Raw genomic sequence first — 17,864 nt, 5'->3', positions numbered from 1 at the left:
GCCTTGGCTCGCTATTTTTGTATCAGCTTTTTGCTGACGAGTATTACCCTTCTAATTGAAAGTCGTATACCGAGCCTAAGTTAAGTAGCTGGGTTAGTTCATCCAGTGCTTGGTAGCTTTCGGTAAGTAGGGCTGAGTCGGCAAAGTCGCTTGCGCCTAACTTATCGCGGTAGTTTCGTTTTGCCCAATCACAAAGCTGTGTGTATTTAGTATCGGTTAAAATAACCTCAGGGTTTACTGCGCTTAGCTCTTGTTGGTTAAGGGCTACACGTAAACGCAGGCAGGCAGGGCCGCCGCCATTTTGCATACTTTGGCGCAGGTCAAAAAACTGCACTTGGTTTACTGGGTTATCGGCTAAAATCATTTCTTCAATGTAGGCGTTTACTGCGCTGTTACGTTGGCACTCTTGTGGCGCTACTAATAGCATTGAGCCATCATCTAGGCTTACTAATTGGCTATTAAACAAGTAACTGCTTACTGCATCGCTAATGCTTACTTTATCGGTAGGTACTTCAATTATGTATAGCTGTTTACTGCCGGTGTAGGCATCGCGAATTTCTTGCAGGGCATCGTGTTGGTTTAAAAATGCTTGCTGGTGGCAAAGCAATACGTTTGCGTTACCTACTGCAATTACATCGTTATGAAACACGCCTTGGTCTATAACATCTGGATTTTGCTGCAGTAAAATTTGGCTCGATTCTTTTAAATTATGTAATCGGCAAATGGCTTCTGAGGCTTCTAGTGTTTGCCTTGCAGGAAACTTAGCCGGTTTTGGTAATTGGCTGTTAAAGGCACTTGCACCAAATACAAACATTTCTAGGCCTTGCTCGCCGTGGCTGTCGCAAAGGCGGGTGTGGTTAGCCGCGCCTTCGTCGCCAAAAAAGCCCTGATCGGGTAAATGCGTGTGATGTGCAAAGTAGCTATCGTTATTAAACATGGCTTTTAGTAAGCGGGTAGTTGTAGCAGGCTCTAGCGAGCGGTGAAACTTATTGTTTAAATTAGCTGAGGTAAAATGCACTTTGCCATCGAGGGTATCTGGCGATGGAGAAACAGTAGCGGCATTGGCGGTCCACATTGCAGAGGCCGAATAACACGCGCGCAATAAAATAGGGTCGGCTTTAAATGCTTTATGAATAACTTGCGAGTCGTTGCCGGTAAAACCTAAGCGACGTAGTACGTTTAAATCGGGGCGTGCATGGGGCGCAAACACACCTTGTGTTAGGCCTTTGTCGTGCATGGCTTTCATTTTTTCAAGGCCCTGTAACACAGCTTCTTGAGGGTTTGAAAAACTTGCCGCATTATTTAACGAGGCAACGTTACCATACGATAAACCCGCATAGTTGTGAGTAGGGCCAACTAAGCCATCAAAATTTGCTTCTAAGGCGTGCATACACGTTCCAATCATATTGTTTTTAGTTACTTAACAATACAACGCAATGGCCGCGCTTGCAAAGCCTATAAATACGAAATTTATCGGCTGTAAACTCGCTCTTTGTCGCACGTGGTATGGGTATTGCTCGGATCGTTTACCTGCCATACGCTAATGTCTAAACGCCATAGTAGGTAAAGGGTGTGGTATAGGTTAGCCATGGTATTTTCCTTGAAAGTTTCACTGAACACATCTGTACTGTGGAAGAATTATGCCAACTGTTAATTGAATATTTTATGAATACAAATCAGATATTTATTAAAACACTAAAAATAACTTTTGAGCGCTTAGCACCATTTTGGGGCTAAAAGGCTTAAAAGTTGCACCAAAAAGCCACGCAGCGGGTGCGTGGCGTATGGTTTATACGCTGTATTTAGCGCCCTACTTTACCCTTTACTAGTGGGTCGAACGACAGCACACTAAATTTTCCTTGGCTGGCATTTTTACCGTTATTTAATACTGGCGAGCGGTGTAACTCATCTACGGTAAAATATATTTTATGATCGGCGCCATAACTAAAGCCATCAGGCCAGCTTAAGCGCTCGTCTTTATATAATACGTGGTATTTACCGCTTGGTTTTACTACACCAATTGCGCCGTTGGTTATGTCGGTAACATACACATTACCGCCGCCATCAACAATAATGCCATCTGAAATTGGTTTAGTGCCGTAACGCGTTACTTTACTTTCAAGGGCGCTTGCGCTCAGGCTTTTATTGTTAATATCGCTTGTGGCAATACGGTAAACCGATGTGCCAGACATAGAGCCAAAGTAAAGCCACTGTTCACTTGGGTCGAGTGTGATTGGGTTTACGCCTAAACGTGCTGGTTGGCCGCCTAGTTTCATGGTGCGCCCTTCAATGACCATGTCGATGTTTTCGGCTGTGGTGTATGGGCTATTTTGTAATACTCTGCGCGCCTCACCTGTTTTTAAATTTACGGTAATAATAGCGGCTTGGCTGCCTTGTGCGGTGTCGGCAATGTATACAACGCCGTGTTTATTATCGATAACTAAATCGTTTAAAAACGAGGTGTCGGTAATGGTGGGTTTAGCTAAATAAATTATTTTATGCAGCTGCTCTTTGTTGGTATCCCAACCGACTAAACGCCCAGCATGATCAGGGCCTGATGTATCAAGCATCCATAACACGCCATCGGCAGATACATTTATGCCAAGTACGTCGTAAAAGCCTTTGCCGTTTTTGTACGCGTATGCCCATTCTTCATTAGGGTAGGGTTTGGTGGTGCCATCGCTTAATAGCTCCATAATTTTTTGTTTTTGGCCGTAAAAACCATGTACCGATAAAAACTTACGACCCGATGGCGTAATAGCAATATTACCCGGTGGGTGTTGTGCATCAAATGTAGCAACTGTTTTTAAATCGGTGTGCGTAGGTTGGGTATTAGCAAATGCACTGCTGGTTAAAAATGCGGTGCTGCAGGCTGCTGCTAAAAGTATTTTTTTAATCTGGTTCATGCTTAAAAGCCTTCTAAAACAAGTTTACCGCGTGAGGTGTGCGATTCTAAAATTTGATGCGCTTTATATAAATTAGCAGCGTTTATTGGGCCTAAATTTTGCCCAAGCGTGGTTTTAAGTATACCTGAGTCTATCAGCTCGCTAATTTCATTAAGTAAGGTGTGCTGCGCTGTTATATCGGCGGTAGTAAATAGCGAGCGGGTAAACATAAACTCCCAATGCACCGATATACATTTACGCTTAAACTTTAAAATATCGAACGATGAAGGGTCATCTATTAGCGCAAATTTACCTTGCGGTTTAATACACTCAACTATTTGATCTTGGTATTGGTCGGTATGGGTTAAGCTAATAACGTAATCAAACTCAGCTAAACCCAGTTCTTTGCGCTGCTCGTTTAAGTTTTTAGTATGATTGAGTACATGATCCGCTCCTAACTCTTTAAGCCAAGTTACGCTTTGCTCGCGTGATGCAGTACCTACCACCTTTAGCCCAGTAAGTTGCTTGGCAAGCTGTACTAAAATAGAGCCAACGCCACCTGCGGCGCCAATAACTAAAATAGATTGCTGAGTATTTTGCTTATTTTTAGGCACTTGCAGGCGATCAAATAGCATTTCGTAGGCGGTAATACTGGTTAGCGGCAGCGCTGCGGCTTGTGCGTCGGTTAATGTTTTAGGCGCACGGCCTACAATACGCTCGTCAACTAATTGAAATTGCGCATTACTGCCTTGGCGCGATAAATCGCCAGCGTAAAATACACGATCTCCCACATTAAATAACGATACCGACTCGCCAACGGCTTTTACAACGCCTACGCCGTCCCAGCCTAATACTTTGTAGCCTTGCTCTGGCGCTACATTTGCACGTATTTTTGTATCTACAGGGTTTACCGAAATAGCATTTACTTCAATAAGTAGGTCGTGCCCGCTGGCTGTTGGGGTATCAAGCTCAATTGCTTGTATAGAGCTTGCTGTAAGCGTTTTAGTGTTTTTGGTGTAGCCAAATGCTTTCATGTGCGTTCCTGATGATTTTAACCAAGTGTTTTTAACTTATAAGCACTATAGCTCAGTTGAAAAATAGAAAAAGACATGAAAAACTAAAGCACTTTCAAATTTTAATTGAAAATATGCGATCATTTAACGATATTCAAACTTTTATAGATGTAGCTAGTTGCGCCAGTATTTCTGAAGCTGCACGGCAAAACGAGCAAACTCCAGCCGCGGTAAGTGCTGCTATTAAACGCCTAGAAAAAGACTTAGGAAACGTGCTGTTTATTCGCTCTACCCGCAGCTTACGCTTAAGTGTGGCAGGGGAGCAGTTTTTAAGTTACGCCAAAGACTCCCTTTCGCTTATTCAACAAGGGGTAGCTGCAGTACAAACCGCAGTGGGCGAAGTAACGGGAACGCTACAGGTATCGGCCCCGTGCGACTTAGGGCGCAATAAACTAAGTGAATGGCTTAATGAGTTTTTAGCACACTACCCGCATGTAAAACTTAAACTGCACTTAAGTGACGAAGTAAGCGACATTTACAGCCAATCAATTGATATTGCACTGCGCTTTGGTGTACCAAAAGATTCGCAGTTAATTGCAGCGCCACTTTTTTTAAATAATGCGCGTATTTTAGTGGCCTCTGCTGAGTATATTGCTAAAAATGGATTGCTTACACATCCACTTAACTTAACGCAGCACACCACCATTACCTTTATGCGCTTTGGCGAGGTGTTTAAAGAGTGGCGATTTTATAAAAATGGCGCAGTGCAAAAAGTACAGCTAAATTGCCAACACATAGTAAACGATGGCGAAATGGTTAGGCGCTGGGCGCTAGAGGGCAAAGGCATTGCGTATAAGTCGTACTTAGATGTAATTGATGATTTAGCAAGTGGGCAGCTCGTTCATTTATGCCCCGAGTGGCAAAGTGATCCGCTACCGCTTTATATGATGTACGCCGATCGGCGCCAAATGACCCCAGTCATCAGCGCATTTAGGGCGTTTATTCAACAAAAAATAACTGCGTTAGTTGGCTAACTCATCATCGTTTTTAGTTGTTAAATCGCTTATTACTAAATCAAGCAGCTGCATTAGATGTTTGGCTTGTGTGGGCTCTACACTTTCAAACTTACATAATATAGTTTTTGGAATATCAGCAGCTTCGTTTTTAAGGGCTTGCCCACTTTGGGTAAGCTGAATTAGGCGCTTACGCTTATCGTGCTCATCTTTAATAACAGCCAGCAGAGACTTTTCGGTCATTTTTTTGAGTATTTGAGTCATAGCACCGCCATCAATAGCGGTTTTATCTATTAGCTGCGCTATGGTTATTTTGTCTTGCTCCCACAGCGCCATCATTACTACATACTGCGGATACGTTAAATTAAGTGCAGCTAAAGGCTCACGGTAAGCACGTGCAATGCTATTTGATGCCATATATAACCTATGACACAGCTGATTTTTTAATTTTAATTGCTCAAATGACATACCTAACTCCTAGTGCGTTAATACCTTCAACTCACAAAACATTTTAATTTGCATGCAAAGTATTTGCAATCTCTAATTACTTGTCCTATTATTTTGCATGCAAACTAAATTAATTGATAAACTTTGGAGTTCACTATGAATGTATTACAAAACGTTGCCTACACAGCAAAAGCGACTGCAACCGGTGGTCGTGAAGGTGTAGCTAAATCAGACGATGGCCGTTTAAATGTAAACTTATCAACCCCAAAAGGGCTAGGTGGCGACGATGGACAAGGCACAAACCCAGAGCAATTATTTGCAGCTGGTTATGCAGCGTGTTTTATTGGTGCACTAAAATTTGTAGCCGGTAGCGAAAAAATTGCGCTACCAAGTGATACACACATTAACTCTGAAGTATCTATTGGCGCGATTGAAGGCGGTTTTGGCATTGCAGTTAAATTAGCTGTATCACTCGGTGATATAGATAAAGCGGCGGCGCAAGAGCTGGTAAATAAAGCACACCAAGTATGCCCATACTCAAACGCTACACGCGGTAATATTGAAGTTGAACTTTCGGTTATTTAATTAACTGATCACTTAGCATTGTAATAGCCCAGTGGTTTGCCACTGGGCTTTTTTGTAAGCAAAGTTTATTCAATAACGTTATAAATATATGAAAACAGCATGATTAAATTAACCCATATACCAGCAACTGACACAGCTGTATTTGTCTTGCAGTGATTAAGTAAGCAGCTCTTTAATGCTGAAAAATGTTGGGAGGATGAAAAGGGTTAAGGCGTTCTGCAAGAACGCCGATAGAGGGCTGGCTTTATCGTCTGTATCGCCTGTATTGGGTGTGCTTACAACCCTAACTCCGATAACCCTGGGTGATCGTCGGGGCGGCGCCCCTGGGGCCAGTGGAATTTGCGTTCTGATTCTTTGATGGGTAAGTCGTTGATGCAAGCGAAGCGGTTTTGCATTAAGCCGTTTTCATCGAATTCCCAGTTTTCGTTGCCGTAGGAGCGAAACCAGTTGCCGCTGTCGTCGTGCCACTCATACGCGTAACGCACGGCAATACGATTTTCAGTGAAAGCCCATAACTCTTTTATCAGCCTATATTCCAATTCTTTTTTCCATTTACCTTTTAAAAATGCAGCGGCTTCCTCACGGCTGTTCACGAAAGAGCTGCGATTACGCCATTTGGTATCCACTGTATAAGCAAGTGATACCTTTTCAGCGTTACGGCTGTTCCAGCCATCTTCTGCTAGACGCACTTTTTCGATGGCGCTTTCGCGGGTAAAAGGGGGCAGTGGTGGGCGTGTACTCATGTTTAAATCCTCTTTGGGTAAAGTAACGTTGAATAACTTGTATAGGTTTCATCAATAAGTGACTTTGAATATTAGCCTGATTAATTGAGCTACAAATCTAATATAACAGTGTCGCAATCTTTCGCTGGTACCGCGCAGCATAACAATACGTCTGATGCGTCAATATGCGCACTTGGCTTGGTGCGATACGTTACAGCACCACTTTTTAGTTTAACCGCACATGAGCCACATTGGCCGCTGCGGCAACTGTATGGTGGCGTAAGTCCTTTGCTTTCGGCCACCTCTAGCAAGGGGTTATCACCTTTATTCCAGCTTTGTTCAATACCCGAGTGAGCAAATTTTATCACAGCGGATTCAGCCTCTAGCTCAGCATGCTTGCTGGTATCTGCTGATTGGCGAAGTAAAGACGATGGCCCAAACGCTTCGGCATGAATATCTTCATCTTTTACCCCAATGCTGATCAGTAAGTCATACATACTTTGCATAAAACCTTGGGGGCCACACAGATAAAAGTCTTTGTCGAACAGCGATGGGAAATCGACGCTATGCTCTGTGGCCATTGCATTAAGTACGTCCATTACCAAGCTTTGGCTAATTCGCCCTTGGGAAGTGTAATCGTTCGACACAATAGCGTTTTGCGTTTGATTGCTGTGCGCCTGACTTAATACAGAATAATACTGAATACGCCCAGCGCTGCGCTTTGCAATGTTGCTCAGCTCTGCATAAAAAGCGCGTTGCTCACTGTTTTTGGCCGCTTGAATAACTGCCATCGGGCGGATATAGCGAGTGCGAATACCTTCATTAAGTGCATCATTTGCCATGGCCACCATTGGTGTAATGCCAACACCTGCACCTATTAAAATGGCTGGGCGCTGATGTGTGTTATCGATAAAAAAATGGCCGCTTGGTGCTTTAATCTGTATTTCACTACCAATCGATATTCGAGAATGCAAGGTACTTGATACCAGACCATACTCTTCACGTTTTACTGAAATACGATAAGCACTTTGCGATGGGGCACTGGATACAGTGTAATTGCGCACAATCCAACTGTCAGAGTTTTGCTGTTTAATACGCAGGGTTAAATGTTGCCCTGGGGAAAATGGCAGTACGGGAGAGTCATCTTTAGGCTGTAAATAAAATGAGCGGATTGTACTGCTTTCGTCTTCGGTTTTACTGACGGTAAATGCTCGCCACTGGTTGCGTTTAGCTTGTGCTTTAACGATTGCTTCTGCCTGTGACCAAGTACCCGTTGCTTCAGAATTGGGAGAATAGCTGTCGAATTGAGCGCGAAATGGCAGTGCCGCTTTTAATGTAACCCCTTGGGTTAGGGTAAATTGCCAGCCGCGCTGCGCACCTTGAAACCCTTTAATTATCGGTGAGTCACTCGCCAGCAAGGTAACCGTGCCGGTTAACATAAAAACATCGCCGCTGGTAAAATCAACAAACAATAACCCTGCCTTGGGGTTGACTAAGAAGTTTCCCAGCGTATTGAAGAAGTTATTTCCTGCATAATCAGGAATGGTGAGGGTGTTTTCGTAAACCTTTATAAAACCTGGCATGCCACCACGGTGTGACACATCAACCCCCATAGCATTACGGGCAGATACCTGACGGTTTACTTCGTTTGAAGGTTCGTGACCCGCAGAACTGGCAACAAAAAACGTATCCGCTTGGCGGATAAAGGCCTTTAGGCTATCACTTAGTTCAAAAAACGTTTCAGCGCGCGGGGCCTTGTATGGCGCATCTGGCGAACGGATAAAGTGAAGGTCGCGAGTTTGAATATACTGCGGACAATTGCCAAAAGATTGCTCAACCTCTAAAGCAAACTGGTTGTTCGTTGCGCTGGTAACACAAGCGTTGACGCGGTTTCTACGCCGGGTCGACATTTCCAGTCCCAATAAACCCAATCGAGCACCTTGTGTGATTGCTGTAGCTAATGGGTCACCTGATAAAATTGGGGTGTTTACTGTGAGCTGAGTCGGGGAAGGGGACTGCACGAAGCCGGGCTTTCCAGGTAAAATTGACGCCCAAAGTTGCCCCTTATCTGCTGTACTACCCAGCACCATAAACGGCAGTTGTTGGAAAAACTGCCTATGCTGATCTGGCATGTATGGGCGGATTGCGCGACGGCCAATATTGTCCATCTGCTCCAGAGCACCTACACTGGCTTGCAACTGACGTTCACCATCGTGAAATCGAGCATAGCGATTGCTTGGTTCCATGGGGCCTCCAATACGGGTAAGTTAATTTGCTTGATTGGTATGACTGGGCTTAGCGCCCAGTCAAAAAAGGTAAGTCAATAGGTTAGGCAACGAGACCTGCTTTAGTCGTTGCCATTGGCTTAAACCCATCTAGTGCCTCTACATTTGCTAAAAAGCGACGAACATTTGGGTACTCAGCCAAGGACACATTACCCTCAGGAGCATGGGCTGTGTACGTATAAATAGCGATATCGGCTATGCTCGGGCTTTCTCCTACCAAAAACGCTCTATCCTCTAAATGTGCATCCAGTTTTTTCAACACGTTGTGGGCTGTAGCAATCGCAAAGTCAGCATCCAAGGTTGCGTTGAACACGGTAACTAAGCGCGCATTGCACGGGCCAAAAGCAATTTCTCCTGCCGCCAATGACAAGAACTTTTGCACTTGGGCTTCAAGCACGGCATCGGTAGGTAAATAGTTCGGCGCGTATTTACGTGCTAGGTAAACCAGAATGGCATTTGAATCACTGATAACCGTGTCACCGTCTTCTAATACGGGTACTTGACCCGCAGGGTTTAGGGCTAGAAAGGGGGCTTTTTTGTGCTCGCCGTTGGCTAAGTCAACATTGATCACTTGGTGGGCGATACCAGCGATGTTCGCAAATAACTCGACACGCTGAGCGTGGCCTGAAAGTGGGAACGAATGAATTTTGACTGCATTTGACATAATAGATCCTCTGTTAGGTATAAGGTTAACTGGCCTTGTTTGGGCTTATCTTGGCGTTCGAACAAATAATAGGCGCTAAATTTCTTATGTACAATACATTGATTTATGGAATCACTATGTACAATATGTTCATAAATTGATTGGGATATTAAACGAGGTTTTATGGATACCATTGACGGCATGCGCACCTTTATTGCGGTGGCAAAGCAAAAATCTTTTACAGGTGGTGCCAAGCAATTAGGCATAAGCACTAAACTGGCGAGTAAATACATTGCTCAGCTGGAGCAAAAACACGGTGCTTTGTTGTTCCACCGTACTACGCGCAGTGTTACCTTAACTGAAACGGGGAAGGCATACTTTGCACGATGTGTACCTTTGTTGGAACAATTTGAAGAGCTAGAAGATGTCATTCAGCATCGGCAGTCTGATCTGTCTGGCACAGTTCGCTTAACCGCACCTACCGCATTTGGCAGTACTAAATTAGTTGATGCACTGGCCCCATTTTTAGCCAAGCATCCGAAAATTAATGTTGAGTTGAACCTGTCTGATCAGTATGTGGCTATTATCGATGAAGGTGTGGATGTTGCTGTGAGGTTTGGGCCGTTGAAGGATTCAACGCTGATCGCAAAAAAATTGATGGATATGCGTATTGTTTTTTTTGCCTCTGCTGATTATTTAAAGCGCAATGGCAAACCAAGGCATCCCCGTGCGCTGGCGACACACAATTGTTTATTGCAAACTTCTCAAAACGACCCAGAAAACTGGAAGTTCAAGGAAGATGGCAATACGTTCACCGTTAATGTTAGCGGCGATTTTGCTTCTAACTCTCCCAGAGCAGTAACCCACATGGCTTCTCAAGGGCTGGGAATAGGCATGGGCCCACAATACGTGACAGAGCCTTACGTAAAAGACGGCTCATTGCAGTTACTGTTCGAACCCTACGAAGCAAGCATATTGGAATTAAACGCAGTGTATGCTTCAAACCGCCACTTACCGGCAAGAATACGAGCATTACTTGATCATCTTGCGCTTTCTTTTGCAACTTAGTGGTAATTACCTCAATAGCTACTGTGCAGGCACAATGTATAACGTATCTGCTTATTGATTTAGACTTTGCTCGTGAAATAGAGCAAAGCGTAGGGCATCTTTTTATCGCACAGATCTGCGTAAATACCTTGTTAGCATAAGGCTTTAAATGGCAATAGCGATAAAACAAGTATGCTCATACTAAAACGTTACAAAAGCCCAGGGGTTTGCCACTGGGCTTTTTTGTGCGCTGCAATTTACTAGAGATCACATTAATTGAAGCGGGCTTTCAAATAAATATACGAAAAATCGTATATTCACTATTTCATATATTCTAATTTTGTTTTATTGTATGCACACTAACTAAACGAGGATGCTATGGAACAACTCAACCCACTTCAATTTTACAAATGCTTAGCCGACGATACGCGCTTAAAAGCCATGTTATTAATTAGCCATGAGCAAGAGCTATGTGTGTGTGAGCTTGTTGCTGCGCTGGAACTGAGCCAACCTAAAGTGTCGCGCCATTTAGCGCAACTTAGGCAATGTGGCCTATTGAGCGATCGTAAGCAAAATCAATGGGTGTATTACAGTATTAATAAAGCCCTGCCACAATGGGCTCTTAGCGTACTAACGCAAACACGAAACGAAAATTCTGCGTTTTATAACGACGATTTAAATCGACTCAATGCAATGGGTAATCGCCCAGAGCGTGCAGCAAGCTGCTGTTAATTAAGCAAATTGATATAACTTTACTAAAGGTATTTATTATGACAATTAAAGTAGGTATTAACGGCTTTGGCCGTATGGGACGTTTAACACTGCGCGCAGCTTTAGAGTGGCCAGAAGTAGAATTTATTAAAGTAAACGATGTAGCGGGCGATGCTAAAACACATGCCCATTTATTAGAGTTTGACTCAGTGCACGGGCGTTTAGCGCACAGCGTTACAGCAAACGAGAATAGCTTTAGTGTGGGTAAACACACTATTGCCGTTACCAATAACAAAACCATTAGCGATACTGATTGGTCTGATTGCGATGTAGTGATAGAAGCCAGCGGTAAAATGAAAACCACTGAGCTGTTAAATCAATATTTAGCACAAGGTGTTAAGCGCGTTGTGGTAACCGCACCGGTAAAAGAAGACGGCATTTTAAATGTGGTTATGGGCGTTAACGATAATTTATATAACCCAGATGAGCACAAAATTGTGACTGCGGCTTCGTGTACGACTAACTGTTTAGCGCCTATTGTAAAAGTACTGCAAGAAAAAGTAGGCATTAAGCACGGCTCAATGACCACTATTCACGATATTACCAATACCCAAACTATTATTGATGCGCCACATAAAGACTTACGTCGTGCTCGTTCATGCGGGACAAGTTTAATACCTACCACAACCGGTAGTGCAACAGCCATTACGCATATATTCCCTGAGCTAAAAGGTAAGTTAAATGGCCATGCCGTGCGCGTACCTTTAACTAACGCATCGATTACTGACTGTGTATTTGAGCTTGAGCGTGGTGTAACTGCCGCTGAGGTGAATGAATGGTTTGCTCAGGCGTCTAAAAACGAGCTTGCTGGCGTATTAGGTTACGAAGAAAAACCGCTGGTATCGATTGATTACAAAACCGATCCACGCAGTAGCATTATTGATGCGCTCTCTACCATGGTTATTAATAATACCCAGCTTAAATTATACGCTTGGTACGATAACGAATGGGGCTACGCTAATCGTACTGCCGAGCTTATGCTTAAAGTTGCTAAAAGTGACTTGGTTTAACCATTAATTAAAGGTTTTAAGGGCGTTAACCATGTTTGAGCAACTCGCTAATTTACCTACAGCAATAAAACAGTATTTAATAATTACCGGTAATTACTGGGCATTTACCTTAACCGATGGCGCACTACGTATGCTGGTGGTGCTGCATTTTCATCAGTTAGGGTATGGTGCGCTGGCCATTGCCATGCTGTTTTTGTTTTACGAAATTTTTGGTGTGATCACCAATTTAGTGGGCGGTTGGCTAGGGGCTCATTTAGGCCTTAATAAAACCATGAACTTTGGCTTGGCGCTGCAAATAATGGCGCTTGCCATGTTATGTGCGCCAAGTGAATGGCTCACCGTGGCTTATGTTATGGCGGCGCAAGCGCTTAGCGGCATAGCAAAAGATCTAAATAAAATGAGCGCCAAAAGCGCCATTAAACACTTAGTGCCCGAGGGAGAAAGCGGCCAAGGCCAGCTCTATAAATGGGTGGCTATTTTAACGGGCTCAAAAAATGCGTTAAAAGGGGTCGGTTTCTTTTTAGGTGGTTTACTCCTTACGGTACTGGGTTTTGTAGGTGCTTTAAAAGCCCTAATTTTATTACTCACTATTGCGTGGATTATTAGCGTTGTATTTTTAAAAGGCGACATGGGCAAGGCTAAAAATAAGCCTAAGTTTAAAGAGCTATTTTCTAAATCCCGTGCAATAAATTTATTAAGTGCAGCACGATTATGTTTGTTTGCCGCGCGTGATGTATGGTTTGTAGTGGCTTTACCTATTTATTTAGCCCAGCAGTTTAACTGGAACTTTTGGTGGGTAAGTGGCTTTATGGCACTTTGGGTAATTGGCTACGGTGGTGTGCAATCGCAAGCGCCGCGTATTACCGGCACCAGTAACTCAAACGTTGATACCGTTAAACATGCTTATTTATGGGTGTTGCTGCTAAGTGGTGTAACAGCACTATTAGCTCTTTTTATGCAACTTGATGTGGCCGTGCATGCCACGCTAATTATAGGTTTGCTTATTTTTGGCGGTGTATTTGCCGTTAATTCATCTGTGCATAGTTACTTAATTGTCAGCTTTGCTAAAAGCGATGGTGTATCGCTTGATGTTGGCTTTTATTATATGGCCAATGCCATGGGGCGTTTACTGGGCACAGTGCTTTCGGGGTGGGTGTTTCAGGTTTATGGCTTTGTAGCGTGTTTGTGGGTGAGCGTTGCTTTACTCATAGGTGCCACGATAACCACTGCTATTTTGGCCAAGCGTTAGGCCTAATTGTTCAAAAAACTTAAATTATTTTATGTTATTGATGGCTTGATGCAGTTTGTATATTAAACTGTAGGGGTGTTTTAACAAAAGGTAATTTAAGTGCGAGAACTCACGTTAGCAAAAAAGTTATTATGGATAACTGTAGGGAGTACATTTTTAACAGTATTAGTACTTTCTGGGGTTTTATGGTGGCAAATGTCATCAAACAGCGAGGCGCTCGCTAAAGAATCTGAAGATTATATCGTGGCCGAAGTTGAGCAAAAGCTTAACGCAAACGCGGCTGCTTACGGCGAGAAAATTGCCGGATTTATCAACGAAGCTTACCGAATTCCAAACTCATTAGCTGCATTACTTGGTGATGCGGCTAATACTCAAACATTAGACCGCGACACGGTAGTGAGCATTAACCGCTCTATACTTGAAAAAAATCGGTTTTTATCGTCAATTTATTCGCAGTTTGAAGCCAATGCCTTTGATGGGCAAGACGCGCAATTTAAGCAAGGATATAAACACTCAGTTAATGGCGATGGCACGTTAGAAGTATATATAACGCGTGACCAAAACGGCATTATTGAGCAGCAAAAAGTAGCTAACGCTGCCGATAAATACCTGACCTCGTTAAACGAATTTGGTATTCGTGAAGCGCATTGGTATTTATGCGCAAAAGATACACTTAAGCCCTGTATTATGGAACCTTACCTTTACGAAATACCTTCTGGCGATTCGGTTATGCTTACCTCATTAACCGTACCTATTACTAAATCGGGCCGCTTTATTGGTTTAGCAGGCGTTGATTTAACGCTCCCTACGTTTCAGGGCTTAACCGAAAAACTTTCGAACGAACTTTATAACGGCCAAGCAAAAGTAACACTTTTAAGTGATATAGGTTTAATTGTAGGCAGCAGTCATTATAAATCTAAATTAGGCCGCCCATTTAAAGAGGCAGTTAGTAGCAATACTTACAGTGAGCTGGTTAAATTTAAAGGGCAACATGGCCTTTTTAAAACACCTAGCGAGTATTTAGTTAACTACCCAATTAACATTAAGCTGGCTAACACTCAGTGGAGCCTACTTATTGAAGTGCCAAGTAATTTAGCGCTAGAGGGGCCTAATGCCTTAGCTAAAAACATGAGTGACTCGGCCAATCAGCTCGGTGTTGTTATTTTAATAACCGGTGCTGTTATTGCTTTAATCGCTTTTATTATTATGAAAGTAGTAGTAGGCACTGTGGTTGCACCCCTTGAGCAAATTCAACAACGTGTAGATAACCTTGCCAGCTCAGAAGGTGACTTAACTCATACACTCCATGTAGATACCCACGCAGAGCTGATTGCGCTTGCGGGTGGTTTTAATGCCTTTTTAGCTAAGCTACGTGGCCTAATTGCAGAGCTTAAAGATGTATCGTCGCAAACAAAACAGCAAGGCGAAATAGCACAACATATTGCTATTGATACCAAGCATAACGTGCAATCGCAGTTTCAAGAAATTGAAAGTGTAGTGACCGCTATGAACGAAATGAGCGCCACCGCACTTGAAGTTGCCAGAGCCTCTGAGCAATCTGCTCAACAAGCGGATGAAATAAATGGTTTAGTGGTTAGCAGTGAGTCGAGCTTGTCATCGGCTATGAGCCAAGTGAAAACCATGTCTGAAGAAATAAAAGAAGCTAACCAAGCGGTTGAAAAAGTGGCTTCGCGTAGTAAAGATATTACGCAAATTTTAGATGTGATCAGAACCATTTCAGAGCAAACCAACTTACTTGCACTTAATGCCGCCATTGAGGCAGCACGCGCTGGCGAGCACGGTAGAGGCTTTGCGGTAGTTGCCGATGAAGTACGTGCACTGGCGTCTAAAACACGCTCATCTACCGATGATATTAGCCAACTTATAGATAGCTTATTGTTAGAAGTAGGTAATGCATCAACCGTAATTGAAAAAGGCGTAGTACGCGCGCAAAGCGCAGTAGACGAAACCTCAGTAGCGTTTGACGCGCTGCACAGTGTGGTAGTAAAAGTAGATGAAATTACTAATCAAATTACCCACATTGCCACCGCAGCTGAGGAACAAAGCTTAGTAACCGAAGAGATAAACCGTAACCTTACGCTTATTTCAGATGCTGCATCGCAACTTGCTGATTTATCGACTCAGGCGGGCGATAGTAGCGAAGCGCTTAATGCACTGGTAGCGCAGCAAGATAGCGAGCTTAATAAACTTAAAACGTAAGTAAAGCTCAACCCTAGCAAATATAAAAAGCGGCTAATTCACACGAATTAGCCGCTTTTTTAGTTGAGACTTTTTAGAAGTTAGTAATGCGGAACGTTATAGTTTTTTGATCAAGGCAAACATTTGGTTGATCATTGGCTGCGCTAATTGCTCAACCCCTGGGCGGTTAAAATAGCCACGCAGCCCAGTAAATTGCACCTGAAAAAATTGCGCGTATTCAAGCGCGGTAAGGTTGCTGCTTAGCTCATTATTTTTAATAGCTTGAGCAAACAAGGTGGTTAAGTAGGCTTCAAACTTTGCTGATAGATCTAGGCTTAGCTCGTATAACGAGGCGTCTTTTTCTGCAAATTCGCTGTTTGCTTTTACCAACATACAAATAGCACTTGGGCTACAGTCTTTGGTTTTAATAATTACGTTTTCTACAAACGCACGCAAACCACCTAAAACAGAGTCAGAACTTGCTAAAAACCCGTCAATTTGGCTTTTCATTTGTACTGTGTAGTCTTTTAAAGACTCGCTGTATAGGCCTTCTTTAGAGCCAAACGCCGCATATATACTGCCTGGGCGCATGTTAATGGCTTCTTGTAAATCGCGGGTTGAGGTGGCGTTAAACCCCTTTTCCCAAAACAATTGGCTTGCAACGCGAATTACATTATCGCGCTCAAATTTAACTTTGTTTGCCATTTTATTCTCAACTATTTTGAACGTATGCTCAATTTTAACTTGAACAGTCGCTCAAAATCAAATAGTATGTGTCTCGAAGTTACTTAACCTGACACCAGGTTACTCAAACACATTAATTTATTGGAGCAGAATATGGCAGAATTTACGTTATATACTCAAGACAACGCACCAGAAGAGTCAAAATCGCTTATGGCTGATTCAGTAGCAGCATTTGGCATGTTACCTAACCTTCATGCCGTAATGGCCGAAGCGCCTACGCTACTTAAAGGTTACCAAGTACTGCACGAGTTATTTCAAAACACCTCGTTTAACGCAGAAGAGCTAACTGTGGTATGGCAAACAATTAATGTTGAGCACGAGTGTCATTACTGTGTACCAGCACACAGCGCAATTGCCGCTTCAATGAATGTAGACCAAGATATTGTTGATGCCCTAGTAAACAAAACACCACTTGCAGATGCAAAACTTGAAACACTGCGTGAAACAACGCTTGCAATGACACGCGATCGCGGCGTAATTAGCGATCAGCAAATTGAAAAGTTTTTTGCAGCAGGTTACGGTAAACAGCAACTACTAGAAATTGTTGTAGGCTTATCGCAAAAAGTAATGAGCAACTACACTAACCACCTTGCTGATACACCAGTTGACGAACCATTTAAAAAGTTTGCTAAATAATAGCGGTTTTATAAATAACAAAGGCAGCTTAGGCTGCCTTTTTGTATTGTAAGCGAATGGCCATTATTTAAATTTAACGGCTTTAGTGCTGCGTGTATAAGTACGCTGCTCGGGCTTAGTCCACTCACCCTTTTTTAAATAAGAAGTTGAAACTACAAACGTATCGTTTTTTAGCTCGCTGATCGAGCGCACTTTAGTAATACCTTCTTTACTGCCTGTTACCTCTTCATACGCTACAAATTGGGTAGGGCTGAGCACTTTCATGGTGCCTTTTGTGTAAAAACCTGCGGTAGTAAAATAGTAAAACATCAATGACTCTTTTTTACTGTCGTAAAAAATCATTGATTCCCCACCATACTCACCTTCATTAATAGAGTGCTTGGTATGTATAGCTTTACCATTTAATGCGCGCTCCCAGTGGCCAACATCTTGTACAGGTTTTGCACCTTTAGGTACGTCAAAATCGGCCTGCCATGTACCTAAATAAGGTTTAAATACAGCGAGTTCTTTATCAAGGTTGCTTGGGGTATCAGTGGCGTAACTATTAAAGGCGTATAAGCATAATACTAAAAATAGGGCTTTAAAGTATGTCATAATTTGGCTCTTATTATTTTG

General features: G+C 43.0%; 17 protein-coding genes. 8 read left to right on the top strand and 9 right to left on the bottom strand.

The window, feature by feature from the left end; translation table 11 throughout:
• Positions 1 to 43 precede the first annotated feature (43 nt).
• From astB to PAT01_RS05370, 3 genes are all read right to left on the bottom strand, one after another.
• The gene (gene astB / locus PAT01_RS05380; protein WP_154945082.1) at positions 44 to 1,390 is read right to left on the bottom strand and encodes an N-succinylarginine dihydrolase; all 1,347 of its coding nucleotides are present in this window, start codon (positions 1,388 to 1,390) and stop codon (positions 44 to 46) included.
• A 412-nt stretch (positions 1,391 to 1,802) separates the two neighbouring features.
• Complete coding sequence (locus PAT01_RS05375; RefSeq protein ID WP_154945080.1) at positions 1,803 to 2,906, bottom strand: L-dopachrome tautomerase-related protein; 1,104 nt, start codon at positions 2,904 to 2,906, stop codon at positions 1,803 to 1,805.
• 2 nt (positions 2,907 to 2,908) lie between these two features.
• Positions 2,909 to 3,919, bottom strand: a complete 1,011-nt coding sequence (locus PAT01_RS05370) for a zinc-binding alcohol dehydrogenase family protein (protein WP_154945078.1) — start codon at positions 3,917 to 3,919, stop codon at positions 2,909 to 2,911.
• A 113-nt stretch (positions 3,920 to 4,032) separates the two neighbouring features.
• On the opposite strand from PAT01_RS05370, the gene PAT01_RS05365 reads away from it, so the two are divergent.
• Positions 4,033 to 4,932, top strand: coding sequence for a LysR family transcriptional regulator (locus tag PAT01_RS05365; protein WP_257125177.1), 900 nt, complete (start codon positions 4,033 to 4,035; stop codon positions 4,930 to 4,932).
• Here the strand turns inward: PAT01_RS05365 and PAT01_RS05360 are convergent.
• Positions 4,921 to 5,379 (bottom strand): MarR family winged helix-turn-helix transcriptional regulator, encoded by a 459-nt coding sequence (locus PAT01_RS05360; RefSeq protein ID WP_154945076.1) that lies wholly within the window; start codon positions 5,377 to 5,379, stop codon positions 4,921 to 4,923. The two genes, PAT01_RS05365 and PAT01_RS05360, sit on opposite strands and share 12 nt — an antisense overlap.
• 135 nt (positions 5,380 to 5,514) lie before the next feature.
• Here PAT01_RS05360 and PAT01_RS05355 point away from each other — a divergent pair, with 135 nt between their 5' ends.
• Complete coding sequence (locus PAT01_RS05355) at positions 5,515 to 5,943, top strand: organic hydroperoxide resistance protein (RefSeq protein WP_154945074.1); 429 nt, start codon at positions 5,515 to 5,517, stop codon at positions 5,941 to 5,943.
• A 275-nt stretch (positions 5,944 to 6,218) separates the two neighbouring features.
• Here PAT01_RS05355 and PAT01_RS05350 read toward each other — a convergent pair whose 3' ends face one another.
• The 3 genes from PAT01_RS05350 to PAT01_RS05340 all read right to left on the bottom strand — a co-directional run bounded on the left by PAT01_RS05350 (position 6,219) and on the right by PAT01_RS05340 (position 9,614).
• Complete coding sequence (locus PAT01_RS05350) at positions 6,219 to 6,686, bottom strand: nuclear transport factor 2 family protein (protein ID WP_154945071.1); 468 nt, start codon at positions 6,684 to 6,686, stop codon at positions 6,219 to 6,221.
• An 89-nt stretch (positions 6,687 to 6,775) separates the two neighbouring features.
• Positions 6,776 to 8,911 (bottom strand): FAD-binding oxidoreductase, encoded by a 2,136-nt coding sequence (locus tag PAT01_RS05345; RefSeq protein WP_154945069.1) that lies wholly within the window; start codon positions 8,909 to 8,911, stop codon positions 6,776 to 6,778.
• Between the two features lie 82 nt (positions 8,912 to 8,993).
• Positions 8,994 to 9,614: a glutathione S-transferase family protein gene (locus PAT01_RS05340; RefSeq protein WP_154945068.1), complete on the bottom strand. Its 621-nt coding sequence runs from the start codon at positions 9,612 to 9,614 to the stop codon at positions 8,994 to 8,996.
• A 162-nt stretch (positions 9,615 to 9,776) separates the two neighbouring features.
• On the opposite strand from PAT01_RS05340, the gene PAT01_RS05335 reads away from it, so the two are divergent.
• The 5 genes from PAT01_RS05335 (at position 9,777) to PAT01_RS05315 (ending at position 15,890) form a co-directional block, all read left to right on the top strand.
• Positions 9,777 to 10,661 carry a LysR family transcriptional regulator gene (locus PAT01_RS05335; protein ID WP_154945066.1) on the top strand — a complete coding sequence of 295 codons (885 nt, stop codon included), beginning with the start codon at positions 9,777 to 9,779 and terminating at the stop codon, positions 10,659 to 10,661.
• A gap of 357 nt (positions 10,662 to 11,018) precedes the next feature.
• Entirely contained in the window at positions 11,019 to 11,372 is a 354-nt protein-coding gene (locus tag PAT01_RS05330) for a metalloregulator ArsR/SmtB family transcription factor (RefSeq protein WP_004587025.1), read from the top strand.
• A gap of 38 nt (positions 11,373 to 11,410) precedes the next feature.
• Positions 11,411 to 12,421: an ArsJ-associated glyceraldehyde-3-phosphate dehydrogenase gene (locus tag PAT01_RS05325; RefSeq protein ID WP_024032896.1), complete on the top strand. Its 1,011-nt coding sequence runs from the start codon at positions 11,411 to 11,413 to the stop codon at positions 12,419 to 12,421.
• Positions 12,422 to 12,452: 31 nt separating this feature from the next.
• A complete protein-coding gene (gene arsJ / locus PAT01_RS05320; RefSeq protein WP_029773649.1) occupies positions 12,453 to 13,670 on the top strand; it encodes an organoarsenical effux MFS transporter ArsJ in 1,218 nt (405 codons plus the stop codon).
• 99 nt (positions 13,671 to 13,769) lie between these two features.
• The gene (locus tag PAT01_RS05315) at positions 13,770 to 15,890 is read left to right on the top strand and encodes a methyl-accepting chemotaxis protein (protein WP_004587028.1); all 2,121 of its coding nucleotides are present in this window, start codon (positions 13,770 to 13,772) and stop codon (positions 15,888 to 15,890) included.
• Positions 15,891 to 15,986: 96 nt separating this feature from the next.
• On the opposite strand, the gene PAT01_RS05310 is transcribed toward PAT01_RS05315, so the two are convergent.
• Positions 15,987 to 16,574, bottom strand: a complete 588-nt coding sequence (locus PAT01_RS05310; protein ID WP_024032893.1) for a TetR/AcrR family transcriptional regulator — start codon at positions 16,572 to 16,574, stop codon at positions 15,987 to 15,989.
• A 132-nt stretch (positions 16,575 to 16,706) separates the two neighbouring features.
• On the opposite strand from PAT01_RS05310, the gene PAT01_RS05305 reads away from it, so the two are divergent.
• Positions 16,707 to 17,249: a carboxymuconolactone decarboxylase family protein gene (locus tag PAT01_RS05305; RefSeq protein ID WP_029773647.1), complete on the top strand. Its 543-nt coding sequence runs from the start codon at positions 16,707 to 16,709 to the stop codon at positions 17,247 to 17,249.
• A gap of 63 nt (positions 17,250 to 17,312) precedes the next feature.
• On the opposite strand, the gene PAT01_RS05300 is transcribed toward PAT01_RS05305, so the two are convergent.
• The gene (locus tag PAT01_RS05300) at positions 17,313 to 17,843 is read right to left on the bottom strand and encodes a hypothetical protein (protein ID WP_154945064.1); all 531 of its coding nucleotides are present in this window, start codon (positions 17,841 to 17,843) and stop codon (positions 17,313 to 17,315) included.
• Between the last annotated feature and the right edge of the window lie 21 nt (positions 17,844 to 17,864).

Origin of the sequence: Pseudoalteromonas atlantica (assembly GCA_007988745.1) — a bacterium.
Lineage (GTDB): Bacteria > Pseudomonadota > Gammaproteobacteria > Enterobacterales > Alteromonadaceae > Pseudoalteromonas > Pseudoalteromonas atlantica.
Note: the sequence above shows the minus strand (reverse complement) of the source record. Positions and strands in the feature narration are given on the sequence as shown.